The organism is Curtobacterium luteum (assembly GCF_001475545.1).
Classification (GTDB): domain Bacteria; phylum Actinomycetota; class Actinomycetes; order Actinomycetales; family Microbacteriaceae; genus Curtobacterium; species Curtobacterium luteum_A.
The window spans coordinates 22,795-41,606 of sequence record NZ_LDQC01000042.1; the positions used below are offsets into that span (position 1 = coordinate 22,795).

Annotated in this window: 18 protein-coding genes; 12 read left to right on the top strand and 6 right to left on the bottom strand. The window is 69.1% G+C overall.

The window, feature by feature from the left end; genetic code table 11:
- Nucleotides 1-86: 86 nt before the first annotated feature.
- Nucleotides 87-1,355, top strand: coding sequence for an MFS transporter (locus tag NS184_RS07870; protein ID WP_058725568.1), 1,269 nt, complete (start codon nucleotides 87-89; stop codon nucleotides 1,353-1,355).
- A gap of 31 nt (nucleotides 1,356-1,386) precedes the next feature.
- The gene (locus NS184_RS07875) at nucleotides 1,387-3,861 is read left to right on the top strand and encodes a glycoside hydrolase family 3 protein (RefSeq protein ID WP_058725569.1); all 2,475 of its coding nucleotides are present in this window, start codon (nucleotides 1,387-1,389) and stop codon (nucleotides 3,859-3,861) included.
- Nucleotides 3,862-4,282: 421 nt separating this feature from the next.
- Here the strand turns inward: NS184_RS07875 and NS184_RS07880 are convergent, their stop codons facing one another.
- A complete protein-coding gene (locus NS184_RS07880) occupies nucleotides 4,283-5,311 on the bottom strand; it encodes an LLM class flavin-dependent oxidoreductase (RefSeq protein ID WP_058725570.1) in 1,029 nt (342 codons plus the stop codon).
- 130 nt (nucleotides 5,312-5,441) lie between these two features.
- On the opposite strand from NS184_RS07880, the gene NS184_RS07885 reads away from it, so the two are divergent.
- From NS184_RS07885 to NS184_RS07895, 3 genes are read left to right on the top strand one after another with little or no spacing between them, the layout of a single operon-like run.
- Nucleotides 5,442-8,006 (top strand): DEAD/DEAH box helicase, encoded by a 2,565-nt coding sequence (locus NS184_RS07885; protein WP_058725571.1) that lies wholly within the window; start codon nucleotides 5,442-5,444, stop codon nucleotides 8,004-8,006.
- An 8-nt stretch (nucleotides 8,007-8,014) separates the two neighbouring features.
- Complete coding sequence (locus NS184_RS18295; RefSeq protein WP_193750423.1) at nucleotides 8,015-8,689, top strand: GNAT family N-acetyltransferase; 675 nt, start codon at nucleotides 8,015-8,017, stop codon at nucleotides 8,687-8,689.
- A complete protein-coding gene (locus NS184_RS07895; protein WP_058725573.1) occupies nucleotides 8,662-8,913 on the top strand; it encodes a DUF6458 family protein in 252 nt (83 codons plus the stop codon). The genes NS184_RS18295 and NS184_RS07895 overlap by 28 nt, the downstream gene beginning before the upstream one ends.
- A 28-nt stretch (nucleotides 8,914-8,941) precedes the next feature.
- On the opposite strand, the gene NS184_RS07900 is transcribed toward NS184_RS07895, so the two are convergent.
- From NS184_RS07900 to NS184_RS07910, 3 genes are read right to left on the bottom strand one after another with little or no spacing between them, the layout of a single operon-like run.
- Nucleotides 8,942-9,526 (bottom strand): hypothetical protein, encoded by a 585-nt coding sequence (locus NS184_RS07900; RefSeq protein ID WP_058725574.1) that lies wholly within the window; start codon nucleotides 9,524-9,526, stop codon nucleotides 8,942-8,944.
- On the bottom strand, nucleotides 9,526-10,047 hold the full coding sequence (locus NS184_RS07905) for a ribonuclease H family protein (RefSeq protein ID WP_058725575.1): 522 nt from the start codon (nucleotides 10,045-10,047) through the stop codon (nucleotides 9,526-9,528). Before NS184_RS07905 ends, NS184_RS07900 begins: the two co-directional genes overlap by 1 nt.
- Nucleotides 10,048-10,102: 55 nt before the next feature.
- Nucleotides 10,103-10,939: a LysM peptidoglycan-binding domain-containing protein gene (locus NS184_RS07910; RefSeq protein WP_152998120.1), complete on the bottom strand. Its 837-nt coding sequence runs from the start codon at nucleotides 10,937-10,939 to the stop codon at nucleotides 10,103-10,105.
- 119 nt (nucleotides 10,940-11,058) lie between these two features.
- On the opposite strand from NS184_RS07910, the gene NS184_RS07920 reads away from it, so the two are divergent.
- Genes NS184_RS07920 through NS184_RS07930 form a run of 3 tightly spaced genes read left to right on the top strand, consistent with a single transcriptional unit; the run spans nucleotide 11,059 to nucleotide 11,894 of the window.
- Nucleotides 11,059-11,397, top strand: coding sequence for a hypothetical protein (locus tag NS184_RS07920; protein WP_058725578.1), 339 nt, complete (start codon nucleotides 11,059-11,061; stop codon nucleotides 11,395-11,397).
- 42 nt (nucleotides 11,398-11,439) lie between these two features.
- Nucleotides 11,440-11,676, top strand: coding sequence for a hypothetical protein (locus NS184_RS07925; RefSeq protein WP_152998121.1), 237 nt, complete (start codon nucleotides 11,440-11,442; stop codon nucleotides 11,674-11,676).
- Nucleotides 11,673-11,894, top strand: a complete 222-nt coding sequence (locus NS184_RS07930) for a hypothetical protein (RefSeq protein WP_058725580.1) — start codon at nucleotides 11,673-11,675, stop codon at nucleotides 11,892-11,894. The genes NS184_RS07925 and NS184_RS07930 overlap by 4 nt, the downstream gene beginning before the upstream one ends.
- A gap of 7 nt (nucleotides 11,895-11,901) precedes the next feature.
- Here NS184_RS07930 and NS184_RS07935 read toward each other — a convergent pair whose 3' ends face one another.
- Both NS184_RS07935 and NS184_RS07940 read right to left on the bottom strand, forming a co-directional pair.
- Nucleotides 11,902-12,720, bottom strand: a complete 819-nt coding sequence (locus NS184_RS07935) for an aldo/keto reductase (RefSeq protein ID WP_058725581.1) — start codon at nucleotides 12,718-12,720, stop codon at nucleotides 11,902-11,904.
- A gap of 133 nt (nucleotides 12,721-12,853) precedes the next feature.
- Nucleotides 12,854-14,059: an MFS transporter gene (locus tag NS184_RS07940; protein WP_058725582.1), complete on the bottom strand. Its 1,206-nt coding sequence runs from the start codon at nucleotides 14,057-14,059 to the stop codon at nucleotides 12,854-12,856.
- Between the two features lie 388 nt (nucleotides 14,060-14,447).
- Between NS184_RS07940 and nrdH the strand changes: the two genes are divergently transcribed.
- The 4 genes from nrdH to nrdF all read left to right on the top strand — a co-directional run bounded on the left by nrdH (nucleotide 14,448) and on the right by nrdF (nucleotide 18,438).
- Nucleotides 14,448-14,681: a glutaredoxin-like protein NrdH gene (gene nrdH / locus NS184_RS07945; protein ID WP_022904483.1), complete on the top strand. Its 234-nt coding sequence runs from the start codon at nucleotides 14,448-14,450 to the stop codon at nucleotides 14,679-14,681.
- Nucleotides 14,682-14,789: 108 nt separating this feature from the next.
- Nucleotides 14,790-15,206, top strand: coding sequence for a class Ib ribonucleoside-diphosphate reductase assembly flavoprotein NrdI (gene nrdI / locus NS184_RS07950; protein ID WP_058725583.1), 417 nt, complete (start codon nucleotides 14,790-14,792; stop codon nucleotides 15,204-15,206).
- Nucleotides 15,207-15,223: 17 nt separating this feature from the next.
- Complete coding sequence (gene nrdE, locus NS184_RS07955; protein WP_058725584.1) at nucleotides 15,224-17,329, top strand: class 1b ribonucleoside-diphosphate reductase subunit alpha; 2,106 nt, start codon at nucleotides 15,224-15,226, stop codon at nucleotides 17,327-17,329.
- 107 nt (nucleotides 17,330-17,436) lie between these two features.
- Entirely contained in the window at nucleotides 17,437-18,438 is a 1,002-nt protein-coding gene (gene nrdF, locus NS184_RS07960) for a class 1b ribonucleoside-diphosphate reductase subunit beta (protein WP_058725585.1), read from the top strand.
- Nucleotides 18,439-18,812 lie beyond the last annotated feature (374 nt).

Below are 18,812 nucleotides of genomic sequence, written 5' to 3' on the forward strand. Positions count from 1 at the left end.
TAGGTTTTGGGTGCTACCGTGATCGGAGCCGCCGAGGAAGGCGTGCGAGTCACCGGCGCTGGTGGCGTACCCGGAAGAAGGACCCAGTGGCCAACGACGCCCTGACCATGGCCGACACCCCCACCGCAGTCGCTCCCACACGCGGTCGGGGCAACCCGCTGATGTACACGCTCGGCATGCCGATCGCGATGTTCGGCCTGTTCATCGCCCTCCTGCCGCCCGTGCTCGTCGCGATGGCGCTCAAGGTCGCGGAGATCGCGCCGCAGAACCAGGCCGGCGTGCTCGGCACCGCCCTCGGCATCGGCGCGTTCGCGGCGATGGTCGCCAACCCCCTGGCCGGTCGCCTGAGCGACCGGACGGCCGGGAGGCTCGGCATGCGTCGCCCGTGGATCATCGGTGGCACCGTGGTCGGCTTCGCAGCCCTCGTGGCCGTCGCGACGACGTCCTCCGTCGTCGTCCTCGTGGTCGCCTGGGGCGTCGCGCAGATCGCGTACAACGCGACGATCGCCGCACTCACGGCGGTCATGCCGGACCACGTCACCCGCTCGCAGCGCGGCCGCGTCGCCGCGCTCCTCGGACTGGCGCAGAACCTCGCGCTCGTCGGCGGCACCTTCCTCGTGCAGCTCTTCACGACCTCGGCCACGCAGATGATCGTCCCCGGGGCGATCGGGTCGGCCCTCGTCGTGCTCTACGCCGTGCTCTTCCGTGACCGCGTGCTCGTGAACCGCCCGACCACGAGGCTCGGCGTCGGACAGCTCTTCGGGTCGTTCGTCTTCAACCCGGTCAAGCACCCGGACCTCGGCTGGGCCTGGCTGACCCGCTTCATGATGGTCGCCGCGCAGTACACCGCGGTCTCCTACCTCACGTACTTCCTGCGCGACGACATCGGAGTGAACGAGGCGAACCTCGCGAACGCGGTCTTCCAGGGCACGCTGTGGAACGTCGTCGGGATCGTCCTGACCTCGCTCGTGGCCGGCTGGCTGTCCGACCGCCTCGGGCGGCGCAAGCTCTTCGTGGCGGTCGCGGGCGTCGTCGGGGTCGTGGGTCTCGTGCTCATCGCGCTCGCTCCGTCGCTGTCGTTGGTGCTCGTCGGCGAGTTCGTCATGGGCGCCGGCATGGGTGTCTTCTACGCGGTCGACCTCGCGCTCATCACCGACGTGCTGCCCTCCGACCAGGACAACGCGAAGGACCTCGGTGTCGTGAACATCGCGCAGGCCCTCCCGCAGTCGATCGTCCCGGCGGCGGCCCCTGGCGTGATCGCCCTGACCGGCGGCTACAGCGGCTTCTTCATCACCGGAGCGGTGGTCGGCCTGCTCGGCATCGCCTCCGTCTCCCGCATCCGCGGCGTGCGCTGACGCCCGCCCACCCACGAAAGGACCGATCATCGTGACCACCGTGAACGAGACGACCCGTGCCTCCAGTCCGCTGACCGAGCGCATCGAGGCGCTCCTCGACCAGCTGACCGTCGAGGAGAAGGTGCAGTTGCTCACCGGACGTGACTTCTGGACCACCTGGCCGATCGAGAAGATCGGGCTCCGCCGCATCCTCATGTCCGACGGGCCCTCCGGCGTCCGCGGCGAGGTGTGGGACGAGCGCGACCCCTCGCTCAACCTGCCGTCCGCCACCGCGCTGTCCGCGAGCTGGGACCGCGCGATCGCCAAGCGCTACGGCGCCGCGGCTGCGGTGGAGGCGCGGCGCAAGGGCGTCGACGTCGTCCTCGGCCCGACGATCAACCTGCACCGCTCGCCCCTCGGCGGTCGGCACTTCGAGGCGTTCAGCGAGGACCCGGTGCTCACCGCCGACCTCGCTGCCAGCTACGTCGAGGGCGTGCAGGAGAACGGCGTCGCCGCGACACCGAAGCACTACATCGCCAACGACTACGAGACCGACCGCTTCACCGCCTCGACCGAGGTGTCCGACCGGGCCCTCCGCGAGCTCTACCTGCTCGCGTTCGAGAAGGCCGTCACCGAGGCGCACGCCTGGGCGATCATGTCGTCCTACAACGCGATCAACGGCGTGACCGCGTCGGAGAACGACCTGCTCGAGACGCCGCTCAACTCCGAGTGGGGCTTCGACGGCATCGTCGTCTCCGACTGGACCGGCGTCCGCTCCGTCGACTCGGCGAAGGCGTCCCAGGACGTCGCGATGCCCGGGCCGAACCCGTGGTGGAGCGAGGGGCCGCTGCTCGACGCCGTGCGCTCCGGCGACGTCCCCGAGGCCGACATCGACCGCAAGGTCCGTCGCATCCTGACCCTGGCTGCCCGGGTCGGGGCCATCGAGGGCTTCGAGCCGGTCGCCGCGGAACCCGTGCACGTCGAGGACGGCGTCGCGTTCGTCCGCGAGGCCGAGGCCGAGGGTACCGTCCTCGTCCGCAACACCGGGATCCTGCCGCTCGACCCGGCTGCCGTGTCGCGTGTCGCGCTGCTCGGGCACAACGCCGACCAGGCCCGCAGCCAGGGCGGCGGCTCCGCCACCGTCGTGCCGTCGCACGTCGTGACGCCCGTCGAGGGCATCCGCGCCGCGTTCCCGGGCGCGACGGTCGACCACGCCATCGGCGCCGTCGTGCAGGAGGGCATCGCCGAGTTCCCGCTGTCGACCATCACGAACCCGGCGACCGGCGAGCCGGGTGCGCGCGTCGCGTTCGTGCGTGACGGCGAGGAGATCTTCGTCGAGGACCGCCGGGCGACCGCGCTGTTCTGGTTCGGCGGCGACGCACCGACCCGCGAGGCGGACCGACTCGACATCACCACCACCTACACCGCTCCGACGACCGGCACCGTCCGGATCGGCATCGGCGCGGCGGGGCACTCGCGCATGTGGATCGACGGCACGCTCGTGCTCGACGAGTTCGTCGGTGTCGAGGGCGACCAGCTCGGCGCCGCCTTCCTCAACCCGCCGGCGCGCTCCGTCCCGGTCGAGGTCGAGGCCGGCCAGCAGGTCGCGATCCGCATCGAGTACGACGTCGTCCAGGACGAGGCCCTCGGCGGGGTGCTCGCGTACCAGTTCGGCACCGAGCCGAGCGACGCGGACCCGGCCGACCTGATCGAGGAGGCCGTCCGCACCGCCACCGGTGCCGACGTCGCGGTCGTGGTCGTGGGCACGAACAGCAAGGTCGAGTCCGAGGGCTACGACCGTGACTCGCTCGCACTGCCCGGACACCAGGACGACCTCGTCCGTGCCGTGGCCGCCGCCAACCCGAACACGGTCGTGGTGGTCAACTCCGGCTCCCCGGTCGAGATGCCGTGGCGCAACGACGTCGCTGCGGTGCTCCTGACCTGGTTCGGCGGGCAGGAGTACGGCAACGCGCTCGCCGACGTGCTGACCGGTGCCGCGGAGCCCGGCGGGCGCCTGCCCACGACCTGGCCCGCGACGCTCGAGGACGTCCCCGTGTCGAACGTCACGCCGGTCCACGGGAAGGTCGCCTACGACGAGGGCGTCCACATCGGCTACCGAGCGTGGCTCCGCGCCGGAACCGAGCCGGCGTACCCGTTCGGTCACGGCCTCGGCTACACGACCTGGACGATCGACGGTGTCGCGGCGACCCCCACGGTCCGCGAGGGCGACGCCGTCATCGTCACCGCGACGGTCGCCAACACCGGTGCGCGCGCCGGCAAGCACGTCGTGCAGGTCTACGCCTCGCGCGCCGACTCCGCGGTCGACCGGCCGGTCCGCTGGCTCGTCGGCTTCGCCCCGGTGCGCCTCGACGCCGGTGCCTCGACCGAGGTGTCGATCGAGGTCCCGGCCCGCGCGTTCGCGCACTGGGACGGTGTGTGGGCGTACGAGCCAGGGGTTTTCACCCTGCACGTCGGGGCGTCGGTGACCGACGAGGCCGGCACCACGACCCTCGAACTGGAGCAGTGATCACATCCGGTTTCCGCGCGCGCGCGTGGTGCATTCAGTAACATGATCCCGCGCGTGCCGGCTGGTTACCGGTCGCGCACACACCACGAACGGTGCCGTCGTGCGTGCGAGCCGATCTCCTGATCCGATCGGTCAGCCCGGACGGCACCGGTGTGTCCAGGATGCGCCCCCACGCTCTGCGCGGGGGCGCATTCGTCGTTCTGCGGTCGGCAACGTGTCAATCGGTGTCGAGATTCGATGACGAACGTTCACGTTGACGCGCCGGATTCCGCGAACTCGGTGTGACAACGCCGTGGCGAAGTGCAAATATGGACCCACCATCCCGTACGGATCAGGGACGGGATGGTCATCCGGCCGGGGGCCCGGGGGAACTCACCAGCCCGGTCGCGGGCCCCGCCGGATGCCCTCCGGTCGTCGAGCGTCAGGCTGCCCGGAGCGTCGGGGCGACCTGCTCGGCGACGACCTGCAGGATGCGCTCGTGCGCGGCCGTGTCGCCGTTCGCCGGCAGGGTGACCACGAGCTCGTCCGTCGCGGCCACCGCCGGGTCCGCGAGGAGCGTCTCGGTGATCTGCTCGACCGACCCCGCGACCACCTTGCTGAAGCGGAACGGCGGTCCGGACAGCGGACGACCCTCGTCGTCCATCCCCGCCGCGTACCCGGTCAGGAACTCTTCGTGCACCGCGCGGTCGTGGTCGTCGAGGAGCGGGACGACGATCCGGCCGACCGCGACCTTCGGCGTGCGGTCGACGTGCGCGCCGGTGCCCTGCAGCTCCGCGAAGCGCTCCCGGTACGCCGCGATCTGGTCCGCCTGCGCCGCGGCGAACGGCGCGCCCGTGTCCTCGGTGTTCAGTGTCGAGCAGTGCAGCAGCAGCCCCTTCTCGGCCGTGCGGACCGCGGTGCCCATGCTGCCGCCGCCCCACCAGACGCGCCCGCGGAGGCCGGGGCTCAGTGGCTGGAGCGCCAGGTCCGCGCCCGCCGGGATGCTCTCGTAGCCCTTCCCCGCCGTGCCGAGGGGTTCCCCCTGCAGGACCTCGAGGAGTCGTGCGGCGCGTGCCTCGGCCTCGTCCCGGAAGCTCCGGTCGACCGCGCCGAACACGGGGTCGAGGATCGGCCCGTAGCCCGCGATGCCCGTGCTGATCCCGAGCTGCACGCGCCCGCCACTGAGCAGGTCGACCGTGCTGGCGTCCTCGGCGAGCCGGACCGGGTCCTCGTACCGCATGCCGAGCACCGCGGTGCCGAACCCGATCGTGCTCGTGCGCTGCGCGGCGGCCGCGAAGAACGTCATCGGGCTCGTCAGGAAGGGCTCGAAGTGTCGTCCGCGCACCCAGCCGGTGCCGTAGCCGAACGACTCGGCCGACTCGAAGAGGCGGAGACCGTCCTCCAGCGCTGCGGCGGCACCTGCGGTGCCGCCGTGGTTCGGGACGAAGGAGAGGAAGCCGAGTTCGCGCATGTCGCGAGTCTATGCGCGCGTATGGAGCGGGGCGTGCGGCGCGGCACGATCCGGACGGGAGGCGCGGGGCGGGCCCGTACCGTGCCTCCCGGCCGTCTCGTCGTCACCACCCACCTGGGAGGATGGACGCATGACCGACGTCACCACCCAGCCCCCGCTCGTCGCCGCCCTGCCGGCGGCGGTCGACGGTGTCGTCGACCCGGACGCCGTCTACGAGGCCTTCGCCGCCTGGGCCGCCGAGGGCGGCCGCCCGCTCTACCCGGCGCAGGACGAAGCGGTCATCGAACTCGTCTCCGGCGCGAACGTCGTCCTCTCGACCCCCACGGGGACCGGGAAGTCCCTCGTCGCCGCCGGCGCGCACTTCGCGGCGCTCGCCGAGGGGAAGCGGAGCTACTACACGGCGCCGATCAAGGCCCTCGTGTCCGAGAAGTTCTTCCAGCTCGTCGACCTGTTCGGCGCGGAGAACGTCGGCATGGTGACGGGGGACTCGAGCGTCAACGGCGACGCCCCGATCGTCTGCTGCACGGCGGAGATCCTCGCCAACCTCGCACTGCGGCAGGGGCCCGACGCCGAGGTGGACGTCGTCGTGATGGACGAGTTCCACTTCTACGGCGACCCCGACCGTGGCTGGGCGTGGCAGGTACCGCTGCTCGTGCTCGAACGCGCCCAGTTCCTCCTCATGTCCGCCACCCTCGGCGACGTCACCACCATCGCGGACGACCTGTCCCGCCGCACCGGACGGCCGACCGCGCGGGTGACCGGTGTCTCCCGGCCGGTCCCGCTGTCGTACGAGTACGTCATGACGCCCGTGCAGGAGACCGTCGAACGGCTGCTCGAGGAGGGCAAGGCGCCGATCTACATCGTGCACTTCGCCCAGGCTGCGGCCCTCGAGCGGGCGCAGGCGCTCATGTCGGTGAAGGTCGCCTCGCGCGAACGGCGCGACGAGATCGCTGCTGCCGTCGCGGGCTTCCGGTTCAGCGCCGGCTTCGGGCAGACCCTGTCGAAGCTCATCCGGGCGGGCATCGGCGTCCACCACGCGGGGATGCTGCCGAAGTACCGACGGCTCGTCGAACAGCTCGCGCAGCGCGGACTCTTGCCGGTGATCTGCGGGACCGACACCCTCGGCGTCGGTATCAACGTCCCCATCCGCGCCGTGCTGCTCACCGGCCTCACGAAGTTCGACGGCTCCCGGATGCGGCAGCTGTCCGCTCGTGAGTTCCACCAGATCGCCGGACGTGCCGGCCGTGCCGGGTACGACACCGAGGGCGACGTCGTGGCGGAGGCGCCCGAGCACGAGATCGAGAACGCCCGCGCCCTCGCGAAGGCCGGCGACGACCCCAAGAAGAAGGGGAAGATCAAGAAGAAGAAGGCGCCGGACGGGTTCGTCTCCTGGGGACAGGCCTCCTTCGACAAGCTCATCGCCGCCGAACCCGAGCCGATGGTGTCCCGGATGCGGATCACGCACGCGATGGTGCTGTCCGTCGTGGCGCGCGGTGGCGCCGTCTTCGAGAACGTCCGGGCGCTCGTCTTCGAGAACCACGAACCCCGAGCCCGGCAGCTCGCGATGGCTCGACGGGCGCTCACCATCGCCCGGACGCTCGTCAACGCGCGGGTGATCGAGCGGTTCTCCGGGCCGCCTGTGTCGTACAGGCTCACGGTCGACGTCGCGCCGAACTTCGCCCTCAACCAGCCGCTGTCGCCGTTCGCGCTCGCGGCGTTCGAGCTGCTCGACCCCTCGTCGCCGACGTACGCCCTCGACATGGTGTCGGTCGTCGAGTCGACCCTCGACGACCCGCGGGCGATCCTCGCGCAGCAGCAGTTCAAGGAGCGCGGTGAAGAGGTCGCGCGCATGAAGCGGGAGGGCATCGAGTACGAGGAGCGGATGGAGCTGCTCGAGGAGGTCACCTGGCCGAAGCCGCTCGACGAGCTGTTGACCGCCGCGTACGAGGCCTACGCCGCCGAGCAGCCGTGGGTCCTCGACTTCACGCTGTCGCCCAAGGCGGTCGTCCGGGACATGTACGAGCGAGCGATGACCTTCGGCGACTTCGTGCGGTTCTACCAGCTCACCCGCTCGGAGGGGCTCGTCCTCCGCTACCTCTCCGACGCGTACCGCACCATGCGACAGACCATCACCGACGAACAACGCACCCCCGAGCTCGACGACCTGATCGAGTGGCTCGGCGAGGTCGTCAAGCAGACCGACTCCTCGCTCGTCGACGAGTGGGAGGCGCTCCTCAACGGTGACGTCGCGCTGGCGGAAGCCGAGCACGAGGAGATCGCCCCGCCGCAGCCCGCCCGGCTCACCGGCAACGTCCGCGCCTTCCGGGTGCTCGTCCGCAACGCCCTGTTCCAGCGGGTGCTGCTCGCCGCCGCGGACGACCCGGAGGGGCTCGGGCAGCTCGACGCGACCAGCGGGTTCGACCGGTCGGCGTGGGACGACGTGCTCGAGGAGTACTACGAGGCGCACGACTCGATCGGCACCGACGGGGACGCGCGGTCGATGGAGTACCTACAGCTGTCCGAGGGATCCCGGATGTGGCGAGCTCGGCAGACCTTCGCCGACCCGTCGGGGGATCGCGACTTCGGGTTCTCGGCGACGATCGACCTCGACGCCTCCGACGAGGCGGGCGAAGCGGTCGTCCGGGTGACCGAGATCGGCCGGTTCGACGGGTGGTCCGAGGTGGACGTCGACTGATGGGTACCGTGGCCCGTCCGCTGGGCGGTCCGACCGCGGCACGTGACGTCGTCGCCCTGCAGGACCTCCTCGAATCGGTGTCGGACTACGCCTCCCGCACCACCGGGTACCCGCCGGGTCCGTCCGACGGGCTCAGCGCACTCATCGGTGTCCCGGACGGGTTCGACCCCGCGCGGAAGCACGGCCTCGGACTGTGGGACGGCGACCAGCTCGTGGCCTTCGGCGACGTGCTGCTCGGGTACCCGGCCCCGGAAGTCGCGTACATCGGGCTGCTCGTCGTCCGCGGTGGGCGGCACGGGCGGGGACTCGGACGGGCGATGCACGACGAGGTCGTGGCGTTCGCTCGGGCGTCGGCGTCGGCGTCGGCGTCGGCTTCTGCTTCTGCTTCTGCTTCTGCTTCTGCTTCTACTTCTGCTTCGGTTCCTCCGCCAGTCGCGATCACCCGGCTCCGGCTCGGGATCGTCGCCACGAACGCCGACGTCGCGGAACCGTTCTGGCATTCGCTCGGGTACGAGCCGACGGGGGAGACGAAGCCCTACCGGTACGACCGGCTCGAGAGCACCGTCACGCTGTGGGAACGCCCACTCGAACGTCCGGGTACGTTCGACGGCAGCCCAGGCCCACCCGGCGGCCGGGACCGTCGAGAGGAACCGCCATGCGCATCGGATCGAGCATCGCCCTGATCGTGATCGGCGCCATCGTGGCGTTCGCCCTGAACATCCAGGTCGCGGGGGTCGACCTCCGCCTGATCGGCTACATCCTGATGGCCGCCGGCGTCGTGCTGCTCATCATCAGCCTCGCGGTGGCGTTCGGCGGCCGCCGCACCACGACGACCACCCGGAGCGGTATCGACCCGGCGTCCGGTGAGCAGATCACCCGGCAGGACCGCCGGGACGGGACCTACTGACCGCGCTGTCTGACTGACCTGCGCAACGTCACTGGCGGGAAGTCCGGCGCAGGGCAGCGAGCAGCGCGTCGCCGTCAGCGACGTCGTAGAGCGCGAAGTTCCCGCGTTCGGGCGTGAGATCGAGGCCGGTGTTCGCGTACTGCCGTACCGCCTCGCTCCCACCCCGGAAGAGTGTGTCGAGGTGGCGCGAGTCGTCCCACTCGACGGTGATGTGACGGGCGGAGCGGTCGACGTACCAGTCGGTCCGGCTGGCGGAGGTCTCTCGGACCCGGCCCTCGTTCACCACGAGCACTCGGTGGTCCGTGACCGCGTAGACGTCGGTCCGCTTGCGGTGCCGCTTCACGAGGAAACGCCCGACGAGCACGTGCGCGGCAGCGACGGACAGCGCTGCGAGCACGACGATGGTCACCGGGTGGGCGCCCGAACGGTACACGGAAACGTCGGCGACGGCGAGTCCTGCCGAGAACAGCACACTGAGCGGGATCAGCCACCGATCGGCGTCCACGAAGACGCGGGCCGGGTCGCTCCGGCCGACCCAGAGGAGCTCTTCGCCGGCGTGGAGCCGCGACTCGACGAGTGACCGTGCCTCGTCGGGACCCGGCGCTCGTGCCATCAGAACAGGGTCGCGGGCGGGGTCGCCTCCGGCAGGGGCTCCGGCTCCGTGACCTCGACGCTCGGCCAGCCCGGGCCGTGCGGCACGTCCGTGCCGTTCTGGTACGCAGTCGCCGCACCCCGGGCGCGGACGTCGGCGGCCTCGTTCATCTCGTGCCCCACGTGACCTCGGACCCACTCGAAGGTGACCTTCCGGCCCTGCAGTTCGGCGTCGAGCTCCTTGATGATCTCGACGTTGAGGACGGGCTTACCGTCGGCCTTCCGCCAGCCCTTGCGCTTCCAACCCGCGAGCCACTCGGTGCAGGCCTTGATCGCGTACTGGCTGTCGCACAGGATGTGCAGCGGCTCGCCGGTGTCCTTCGTGGCACGGAGCAGCTGTAGCACGGCGGTCAGTTCGCCCTGGTTGTTGGTCGCCGTCGGCCAACCGCCCGCCGCCCACCGGTCGTCGTCGACGTACCAGGCCCAGCCGGCCGGACCGGGGTTGCCGAGGGCGGAGCCGTCTGCTGCGGCGACGATCGTCACGATGGGACCTCCAGGTGGTGCGGGTGCTGCACCACCGTAACGGAGGCCGGGGACGTCAGCGGTTCGCGGGGTCGATGTTGAGCGTCGAACCCTCGAGCAGCCACTCCTCAGCGCCACGCGTCTCGAGGTACGGGTTCATCCAGCGCAGCTGCGCCGGGGTGACGCCGAACCGCTTGCTGACCGTCGAGAGCTCGTCACCGTGCGAGACGCCGTAGGTCCTCGGGGTGCCGTCGGCGTCCCGGACCCAGCCGTAGGCGCCTGGGCGGGCCTTCCCGACCGTCACCTCCAGCTCGGGGTAGGGGTTCGGGAGGGTCCAGTCGAGGGCACCGATCGCCAGGACGGAGCCGACCCACGGGCGGTCGTCGGACTCGGAGCCGTCCTCGTTCGGCATCGGGACCAGCACCGCACTGGAGAGGTAGTCCGGTGTCCGACCGGCGTCGTCGAGCGAGACCTTCCTCGGCACGGACGTCCCGCTCCACTGCACCTGGCTCCGGACCACCGTGTCGTACCCGTCGGCGTACTCGGCGGGCCGGTGCCGGAACTGCAGGGCGATCGGCTGCGGGTTCGTCGTCCGGTAGTCGGAGAGCTCGGCGTCGAACAGCCCGTCCTCACGCTGCACGATCCGCACGTGGAGGCTCGTGTCGCCGGACTTCGACACGACGTCGGTCTCGGCGGCGACGGTGCCCGGCGTGAGCACCGGAGTCGCGCTCGGGGTGGGTGCCGGTGTCGCCGTGCGGGAGCCACTGCCGTCGGGTCCGGCGGCAGCCGTCCTCGTCGGTGCCGGCACGGCGTCGTCCCCGCCGGACAGCGAGCAGCTGCTCAGCACGAGCATCGTCGACACCGCCACCGCCGTCGCCCCGAGCGCCGCGATCGTCCTGGTCCTTCGTCCCACGTCGTTCCCCCTCGCGACGACCCTAGTGCGATGTCGCCGCACGGCCAGCACAACGGGAACCGGACGACCGCGGTCGTGACCGAACCGTTGCCGAAGGCGACCGGCCTACTGTGCAGCCCATGAGCGACAGCATCCCCCAGGCACCCGGTCCCGACGAGTCCGACGACCGCGCCCGCAACGACGAACTGCGCGACGCTGCGCAGCACGAGGGCGCCGACGGCCTCGACGATCGCACCCAGCGCGCGGCGGACACGTCCTACAGCCCGTCGAGCGAGCGCGAGACCGTCGCGTCACAGACGCAGCAGCGCGACGACGAGGACCTCCGCGCGGACGGCATCGACCCCTCCCGGGTCGTCGCGGCGCCTGGGACCGGTGGGGCGGACGACGCCGGAGACGTCGAGCCGGAGCCGGGCGACCTGAACCTGCCGTGGCAGTCCGAGGAGGACCGGCAGGGCTGATCGGACGACACCGGCCCAGGCACGACGAGTAGCTTCCGGCACATGCCCGTTCCCTGGATGGAGCGCACCGGTCGGACCCCCGGAGGGGTCGTCGGCGCGTGGTTCAACGTCGTCGTGTGCGCCGTGCTCGTGGTCGGTCTGCCGATCGCAGTACTGGCCCGGGGCCAGGGTGCGGTGAACAGCGCCCTCGCCGTGGTCCTGACCGCGGTCGCCGTCGCGATGGAGGTCCTGTTCGTCCGCAACCTGCGCCAGCAGCTCGCGCGACGGAGGGGCGAATGACCGTCGCGACCTGGTTCGGCATCGGCGCGGTCGTCGTCGCGCTCTGGGGCATCACCATCGCCGTCTTCAACCGATGGGCGCAGTCGATCGGGGGAGACCAGCTGGTGAACGGGAAGCCGCTCACGCCGGGCTTCGTACGGTTGATCGGGATCTTCCTCGCCGTCGGTGGCACGGTGATCGCCGTCTTGGCGTTCAGCGGCGTGCTGCCGGAAGGCTGAGACCCGTCTACGACACCGAGTCCGGGTGTGACCCCGTCCGCTGCCCGGATTCGAGCGTCGCGATCGCCGCGAGGTCATCGTCCGACAGCGTGAACCCGTCGACGTCGATGTTCGACCGGATCCGCTCGGGCGTCACCGACTTCGGCAGCACCACCACGCCCTGCTGCACGTTCCACCGGACGAGCACCTGCGCGACGCTCACCCCGTGCGCCTGCGCGATCGCGCTGAGCACCGGTTCGTCCACGAGGCGCCCCCGGCCCAGCGGTGACCACGCCTCGGTCACGATGCCGTGCTCGGCGTGGAAGGCCATCAGCTCGTGCTGCGGCAACCACGGGTGGCGCTCGACCTGGTTCACCGCGGGCACTTCGCCCGTCTCCTCGATGATGCGCTCGAGGTGCGGCACCTGGAAGTTCGAGACACCGACGCTCCGCGCCCGTCCCGAGGTACGCAGCTCGACGAGCGTCCGCCACGTCTCCACGTACTGGTCGCGGGCCGCTGCCGGCCAGTGGATCAGGTACAGGTCGACCGCGTCGAGTCCCAGCCGGTCGAGGCTCGCGTCGAACGCCCGCAGGGTCGCGTCGCGACCCTGGTGGTCGTTCCACACCTTGGTCGTCACGAAGACGTCGTCACGCTCCAGCCTGGAGGCACGGACCGCCTCCCCGACGCCGCGCTCGTTGCCGTACATCTCGGCTGTGTCGACGTGGCGGTACCCGGCGTCGAGCGCGGTGCCGACGGCGACGGCCGCCTCGGCGTCGTCCACCTTGTAGACGCCGAAGCCGACGGCGGGGATGCTCCGACCGTCGCGGAGGGGGATGGAGGTGACCATGCACCCATCCTGCCGATCGTGGCGGGCGCGTGCCGTGCCTCCCGGCCGCTGTTCGCACCACGCGATCGACGTCACGCGCGTCGATCGACGCATGCGGTGTCGGAACGCGCGCGCTTCGTGGAAGTGGTCGCGACTAGGTGGGGAGGTTGACCGGCTCGGTGTCGGGGATCGGGCTCGCGTCGCGGCCGCGGAGGTCGGGCAGCCACTGCTTCGCCGCGAGGGGGAGCAGCACGCCGATCAACGCCATGCTCGCGCCGACCAGGAGACCGCCCGTCGGGCCGTGCAGGTCGATGAGGAAGCCGGCGACCGCGGAGCCGCCCGCGGCACCGATGAGCTGGCCGGTGCCCATCCAGCCGTAGGCCTCGGCGGTGTCGGAGAACTTGACCGTGGCCGACACCGAGCCGAACATCACGGCGAGGGCCGGGGCGATGCCCGCCCCCGCCACGAGGAGTGCGAGGCAGAGCCACCAGAAGTTCGTGCCGCCGACCGCGAGGGCGAGGCCGACGAAGACGATCGCCATGCGGGTCCACAGCGTGTTCGGCGAGATCGGGCGGTGGCCGAACGCGAGGCCGCCCAGGAGCGAGCCGATCGCGAAGACCGCGAGGACGATGCCGGCGTTCGGACTGCCCTCGCCGAACACGCTCGTGACGCTGGCCTCGACCGCGGCGCAGGCGCCGATGAGGAGCAGGCCCGTGAGGGTGGCCACGACGACCGAGGGACGCCGGAGCACGACGCCGAACGCCCGCTTCGAGCGGGGGATGCGGACCCGGCCGAGCTCGGGGGAGGCGATGAACCAGACGCCGCCGATGACGAGGAACGCCATCGCGACGACGATCGCCTCGACGGTGCCGATCTGCGTGGCGACGAACGTGGTGATGACCGGTCCGGCGACCCAGATGAGCTCCTGCGCGCTCGCGTCGAGGGAGAACAGCGGTGTGAGCTGCGCCGAGGTCACCATCTTGGGGTAGATGGTGCGCACCGCCGGCTGGACCGGGGGCACGGCCAGCCCACCGAGGAACCCGACGACGACGTACCCCCAGAGCGGCATCAGGACGAAGCCGACGACGCTCATGCTCGCGAGCGCGACGATGCTCGTCAGGATCAGGACGGGACGCATGCCCCAGCTGCCCATCCACCGGCTGGTGAGCGGACCCGCGATCGCCTGCCCGATGCTCGTCGTCGCGAGGACGAGACCGGCCGCACCGTACGAGTCGAAGACGTGCTCGACGTGGAGCAGGTACGCGAGCGAGAGCATCCCGAACGGGAAGCGAGCGGTGAGCTGCGCGGCGATGACACGACCGACGCCAGGGGTCTTCAGCAGGGGCCCGTACGTACTCACAAGAGGAGTGTACGGACCGGACGGACGGCGGTGTCCCCCGGTCGGGGAGGTGTGCACGGACGGCTCGTGTGCACGGTCCGGTGCCGGACTCCGCGACACGCCGATGCGCTGATTCCACACATGTGGATCGACGCTGTCCACCGGTGTGGGGAAGTGTCGGTGGTCGGCCGGAGAATGGCGGAATCTCGGGCCTCTCGGGAATCCACAGACTGTGGAGGGCGTTGTGGAGAACTACACGGCTGTAACACTTCCTCTTGTGGTCGGTGCCGCGGCCAGCCACTAGATGTAGTGTGGAGTCATCGCAGCGGCCCTTCCCGGACACGACTGCGCACAGGCATCAGAACCACCTCCACAGCACGAACACCACCAGCAAGAACCAGGGGAGATCATGGCCGTCACCGTCTACACCAAGCCGTCCTGCGTCCAGTGCACCGCGACGTACCGGGCCCTCGACAACAAGGGCATCCAGTACGAGGTGCACGACGTCTCCACGGACGAGGCAGCCCTCGAGCACGTCAAGAGCCTCGGCTACCTGCAGGCCCCGGTCGTCGTGACCGACGACGACCACTGGTCGGGCTTCCGCCCCGACAAGATCGCGACGCTCAGCGCCGAACTCGCGTGACCGCCGTGCGGGCCCGAACGGGCCCGCACGCACCCGGCCTGGAGGCACCACCCGCCTCCGCCGAGCCACTCCCGACCTGCTGTCCGCACCTCTGACCAAGGAGCGCGCATGAGCAACCTCATCTACTTCTCGAGCGTGTCCGGCTACACGGCCCGCTTCATCGAGAAGCTGGGGCTGCGGGCAGACCGGATCCCGCTCTACCCGAACGACCCGTTCCTCCACGCGGACGAGCCGTACGTGCTCGTGCTGCCGACCTACGGGGGCGGCAACGGGCAGGGAGCGGTCCCCAAGCAGGTCATCAAGTTCCTCAACGACGAACGCAACCGCTCCCTCATCCGCGGTGTGGTCGTCGGCGGCAACACGAACTTCGGCGAGGCCTACGGTCTCGCGGGGGACGTCATCGCGCAGAAGTGCGGCGTCCCCGTCCTCTACCGTTTCGAGCTCTTCGGCACGCCTGACGACGTGCACGCAGTCACCACTGGATTGGAAGCATTTTGGACGCAGCAGTTGCAGACGTCGATCTGACGTCGCCGCAGACGGGGATGGACTACCACTCCCTCAACGCGATGCTCAACCTCTACGACGCGAACGGGAACATCCAGTTCGACAAGGACCGTGAGGCTGCCAAGCAGTTCTTCCTGCAGCACGTCAACCAGAACACCGTCTTCTTCCACAACCTGAAGGAGCGGCTCGACTACCTGGTCGAGAACGAGTACTACGAAGCCGCGACGATCGAGCAGTACTCGCTCGACTTCATCCAGAAGCTCAACGACCTGGCGTACTCGAAGAAGTTCCGGTTCCAGACGTTCCTCGGTGCGTTCAAGTACTACACGAGCTACACGCTCAAGACGTTCGACGGCAAGCGCTACCTCGAGCGCTTCGAGGACCGCGTCGTGATGACCGCCCTCGGCCTCGCGCAGGGCAACGAGCAGCTCGCGATCGACCTCGTGGAAGAGATCATCGCCGGCCGCTTCCAGCCCGCGACCCCGACGTTCCTCAACACCGCGAAGGCCCAGCGCGGTGAGCTCGTCTCCTGCTTCCTCCTCCGCATCGAGGACAACATGGAGTCGATCTCACGCGGCATCAACTCCTCGCTGCAGCTCTCGAAGCGCGGCGGCGGCGTGGCCCTGCTGCTCTCCAACATCCGCGAGGCCGGCGCCCCGATCAAGCAGATCGAGAACCAGTCCTCCGGGATCATCCCCGTGATGAAGCTGCTGGAAGACTCGTTCTCCTACGCGAACCAGCTCGGTGCGCGTCAGGGCGCCGGTGCCGTGTACCTGTCCGCGCACCACCCGGACATCATGAAGTTCCTCGACACCAAGCGCGAGAACGCCGACGAGAAGATCCGCATCAAGACGCTGTCGCTCGGTGTCGTCGTGCCGGACATCACGTTCGAGCTCGCGAAGAACAACGAGGACATGTACCTCTTCTCGCCGTACGACGTCGAGAAGGTCTACGGCATGCCTTTCGGTGACGTCCCGATCTCCGAGAACTACCGCGCGATGGTCGACGACTCGCGCATCAAGAAGACGAAGATCAAGGCGCGTGACTTCTTCACGACCATCGCCGAGATCCAGTTCGAATCGGGCTACCCGTACATCGTGTTCGAGGACACGGTGAACAAGGCGAACCCGATCAAGGGTCGGATCAACATGTCCAACCTCTGCTCGGAGATCCTGCAGGTCAACACCCCGACCACCTTCAACGAGGACCTCTCGTACAAGGAGATCGGCAAGGACATCTCCTGCAACCTCGGTTCGCTGAACATCGCGCTGACGATGGACTCGCCGGACTTCGGCAAGACGATCGAGACGGCCATACGCGGCCTCACCTCGGTGTCGCAGATGTCGCACATCTCGTCGGTCCGCTCCGTCGAGGACGGCAACGACAAGTCGCACGCCATCGGCCTCGGGCAGATGAACCTGCACGGCTACCTCGCTCGCGAGCGTGTCTTCTACGGCTCCGAAGAGGGCATCGACTTCACGAACATCTACTTCTACACGGTGCTGTTCCACGCCCTGCGCGCCTCGAACAACATCGCGATCGAGACGGGGGAGACGTTCGACGGCTTCCGCGACTCGAAGTACGCGTCGGGTGAGTTCTTCGACAAGTACACCGACCAGGAGTGGACGCCGGCGACCGAGCGTGTCCGCGAGCTCTTCGCGAACGCGAACGTGACGATCCCGACGCAGGACGACTGGAAGGCGCTGAAGGCGTCCGTCCAGGAGCACGGCATCTACAACCAGAACCTGCAGGCCGTCCCGCCGACCGGTTCGATCTCGTACATCAACCACTCGACGTCGTCGATCCACCCGATCGCGTCGAAGATCGAGATCCGCAAGGAAGGCAAGCTCGGCCGCGTCTACTACCCGGCGCCGTTCATGACGAACGACAACCTGGACTACTACCAGGACGCGTACGAGATCGGTGCCGAGAAGATCATCGACACCTACGCCGCTGCCACGCAGCACGTCGACCAGGGCCTGTCGCTCACGCTGTTCTTCAAGGACACCGCGACCACGCGCGACATCAACAAGGCCCAGATCTACGCATGGCGCAAGGGCATCAAGACGATCTACTACATCCGTCTGCGCCAGCTCGCGCTCGAGGGCACCGAGGTCGAGGGCTGCGTCAGCTGCATGCTGTAGCGGTCGGTCGCTGACGCGACTGCCCACACCCTGGAGGCGCGGTGCCAGCCCGCGCCGCGCCTCCAGTCCGTCATCAGATCACCATCTCGAATCCGGAAGACAATCCCATGACCCTCACCGACCCGGTCCACGCCACGGGCAAGTCCATCCCGCTGATCAGCGCGGTCAGTGCCATCAACTGGAACCGCATCCAGGACGACAAGGACGTCGAGGTCTGGAACCGGCTGGTCAACAACTTCTGGCTGCCCGAGAAGGTGCCGCTGTCGAACGACGTGCAGTCGTGGAACACGCTCACGCCGGAGGAGCAGCAGCTCACCATGCGGGTGTTCACCGGCCTGACGCTGCTCGACACCATCCAGGGCACCGTCGGCGCGATCAGCCTCATCCCCGACGCGATCACCCCGCACGAAGAAGCCGTCTACACCAACATCGCGTTCATGGAGTCGGTGCACGCGAAGAGCTACTCGTCGATCTTCTCGACGCTCGCCTCGACGCCCGAGATCGACGACGCCTTCCGCTGGTCCACGGAGAACCCGAACCTGCAGAAGAAGGCCCAGATCGTCCTCGACTACTACACGGGTGACGACCCCTTGAAGCGCAAGGTCGCCTCGACGCTGCTCGAGTCGTTCCTGTTCTATTCCGGCTTCTACCTGCCGATGTACTGGTCTTCGCGGGCGAAGCTCACGAACACCGCTGATCTCATCCGCCTGATCATCCGCGACGAGGCCGTCCACGGGTACTACATCGGGTACAAGTTCCAGAAGGGTCTCGAGGGCGCTTCCGAGGAGCGCAAGCAGGAGATCAAGGACTACACGTTCAACCTGCTGTTCGAGCTCTACGAGAACGAGGTGCAGTACACGCAGGACCTCTACGACGGTGTCGGGCTGACTGAGGACGTCAAGAAGTTCCTGCACTACAACGCCAACAAGGCGCTGATGAACCTGGGCTACGAGCCGATGTTCCCCAAGGAGACGACGGACGTGAACCCGGCGATCCTGTCGGCGCTCTCCCCGAACGCGGACGAGAACCACGACTTCTTCTCGGGGTCGGGGTCGTCGTACGTCATCGGCAAGGCGGTCGTGACGGAGGACGAGGACTGGGACTTCTGATCCTGGTCTGACCCGTGAGGACGCCCCGCTGGCTTCGGCCGGCGGGGCGTGTTGGATCGCACGCATCATTGAGTTTTCGCAACCGAGGTTGGGTATCGAGCCCCAAGGCGTCGTCCGACTTTGGGTTCCGTCATCGAAGGTTGGGTGGCGCTGTTAGGAGGAAGAAGGTCGACCAGCCTCGCGTCCAAGCGGGCCGGCTTGAAAGTGTGCTCGCCGCGTGCGTCCGGATGGCGGTGCGTCGAGTGCGAAACGCCGCGGATTAGCTATGTGAGACAGGTTTGCCTCGACGAAAGCCGTGATCGTTGTATCCCGTCGGCAGGACAGCCGGAAGTTCGTCTGCGGACCGTCTACCGAGGCACAGCGCGACCTGGCGG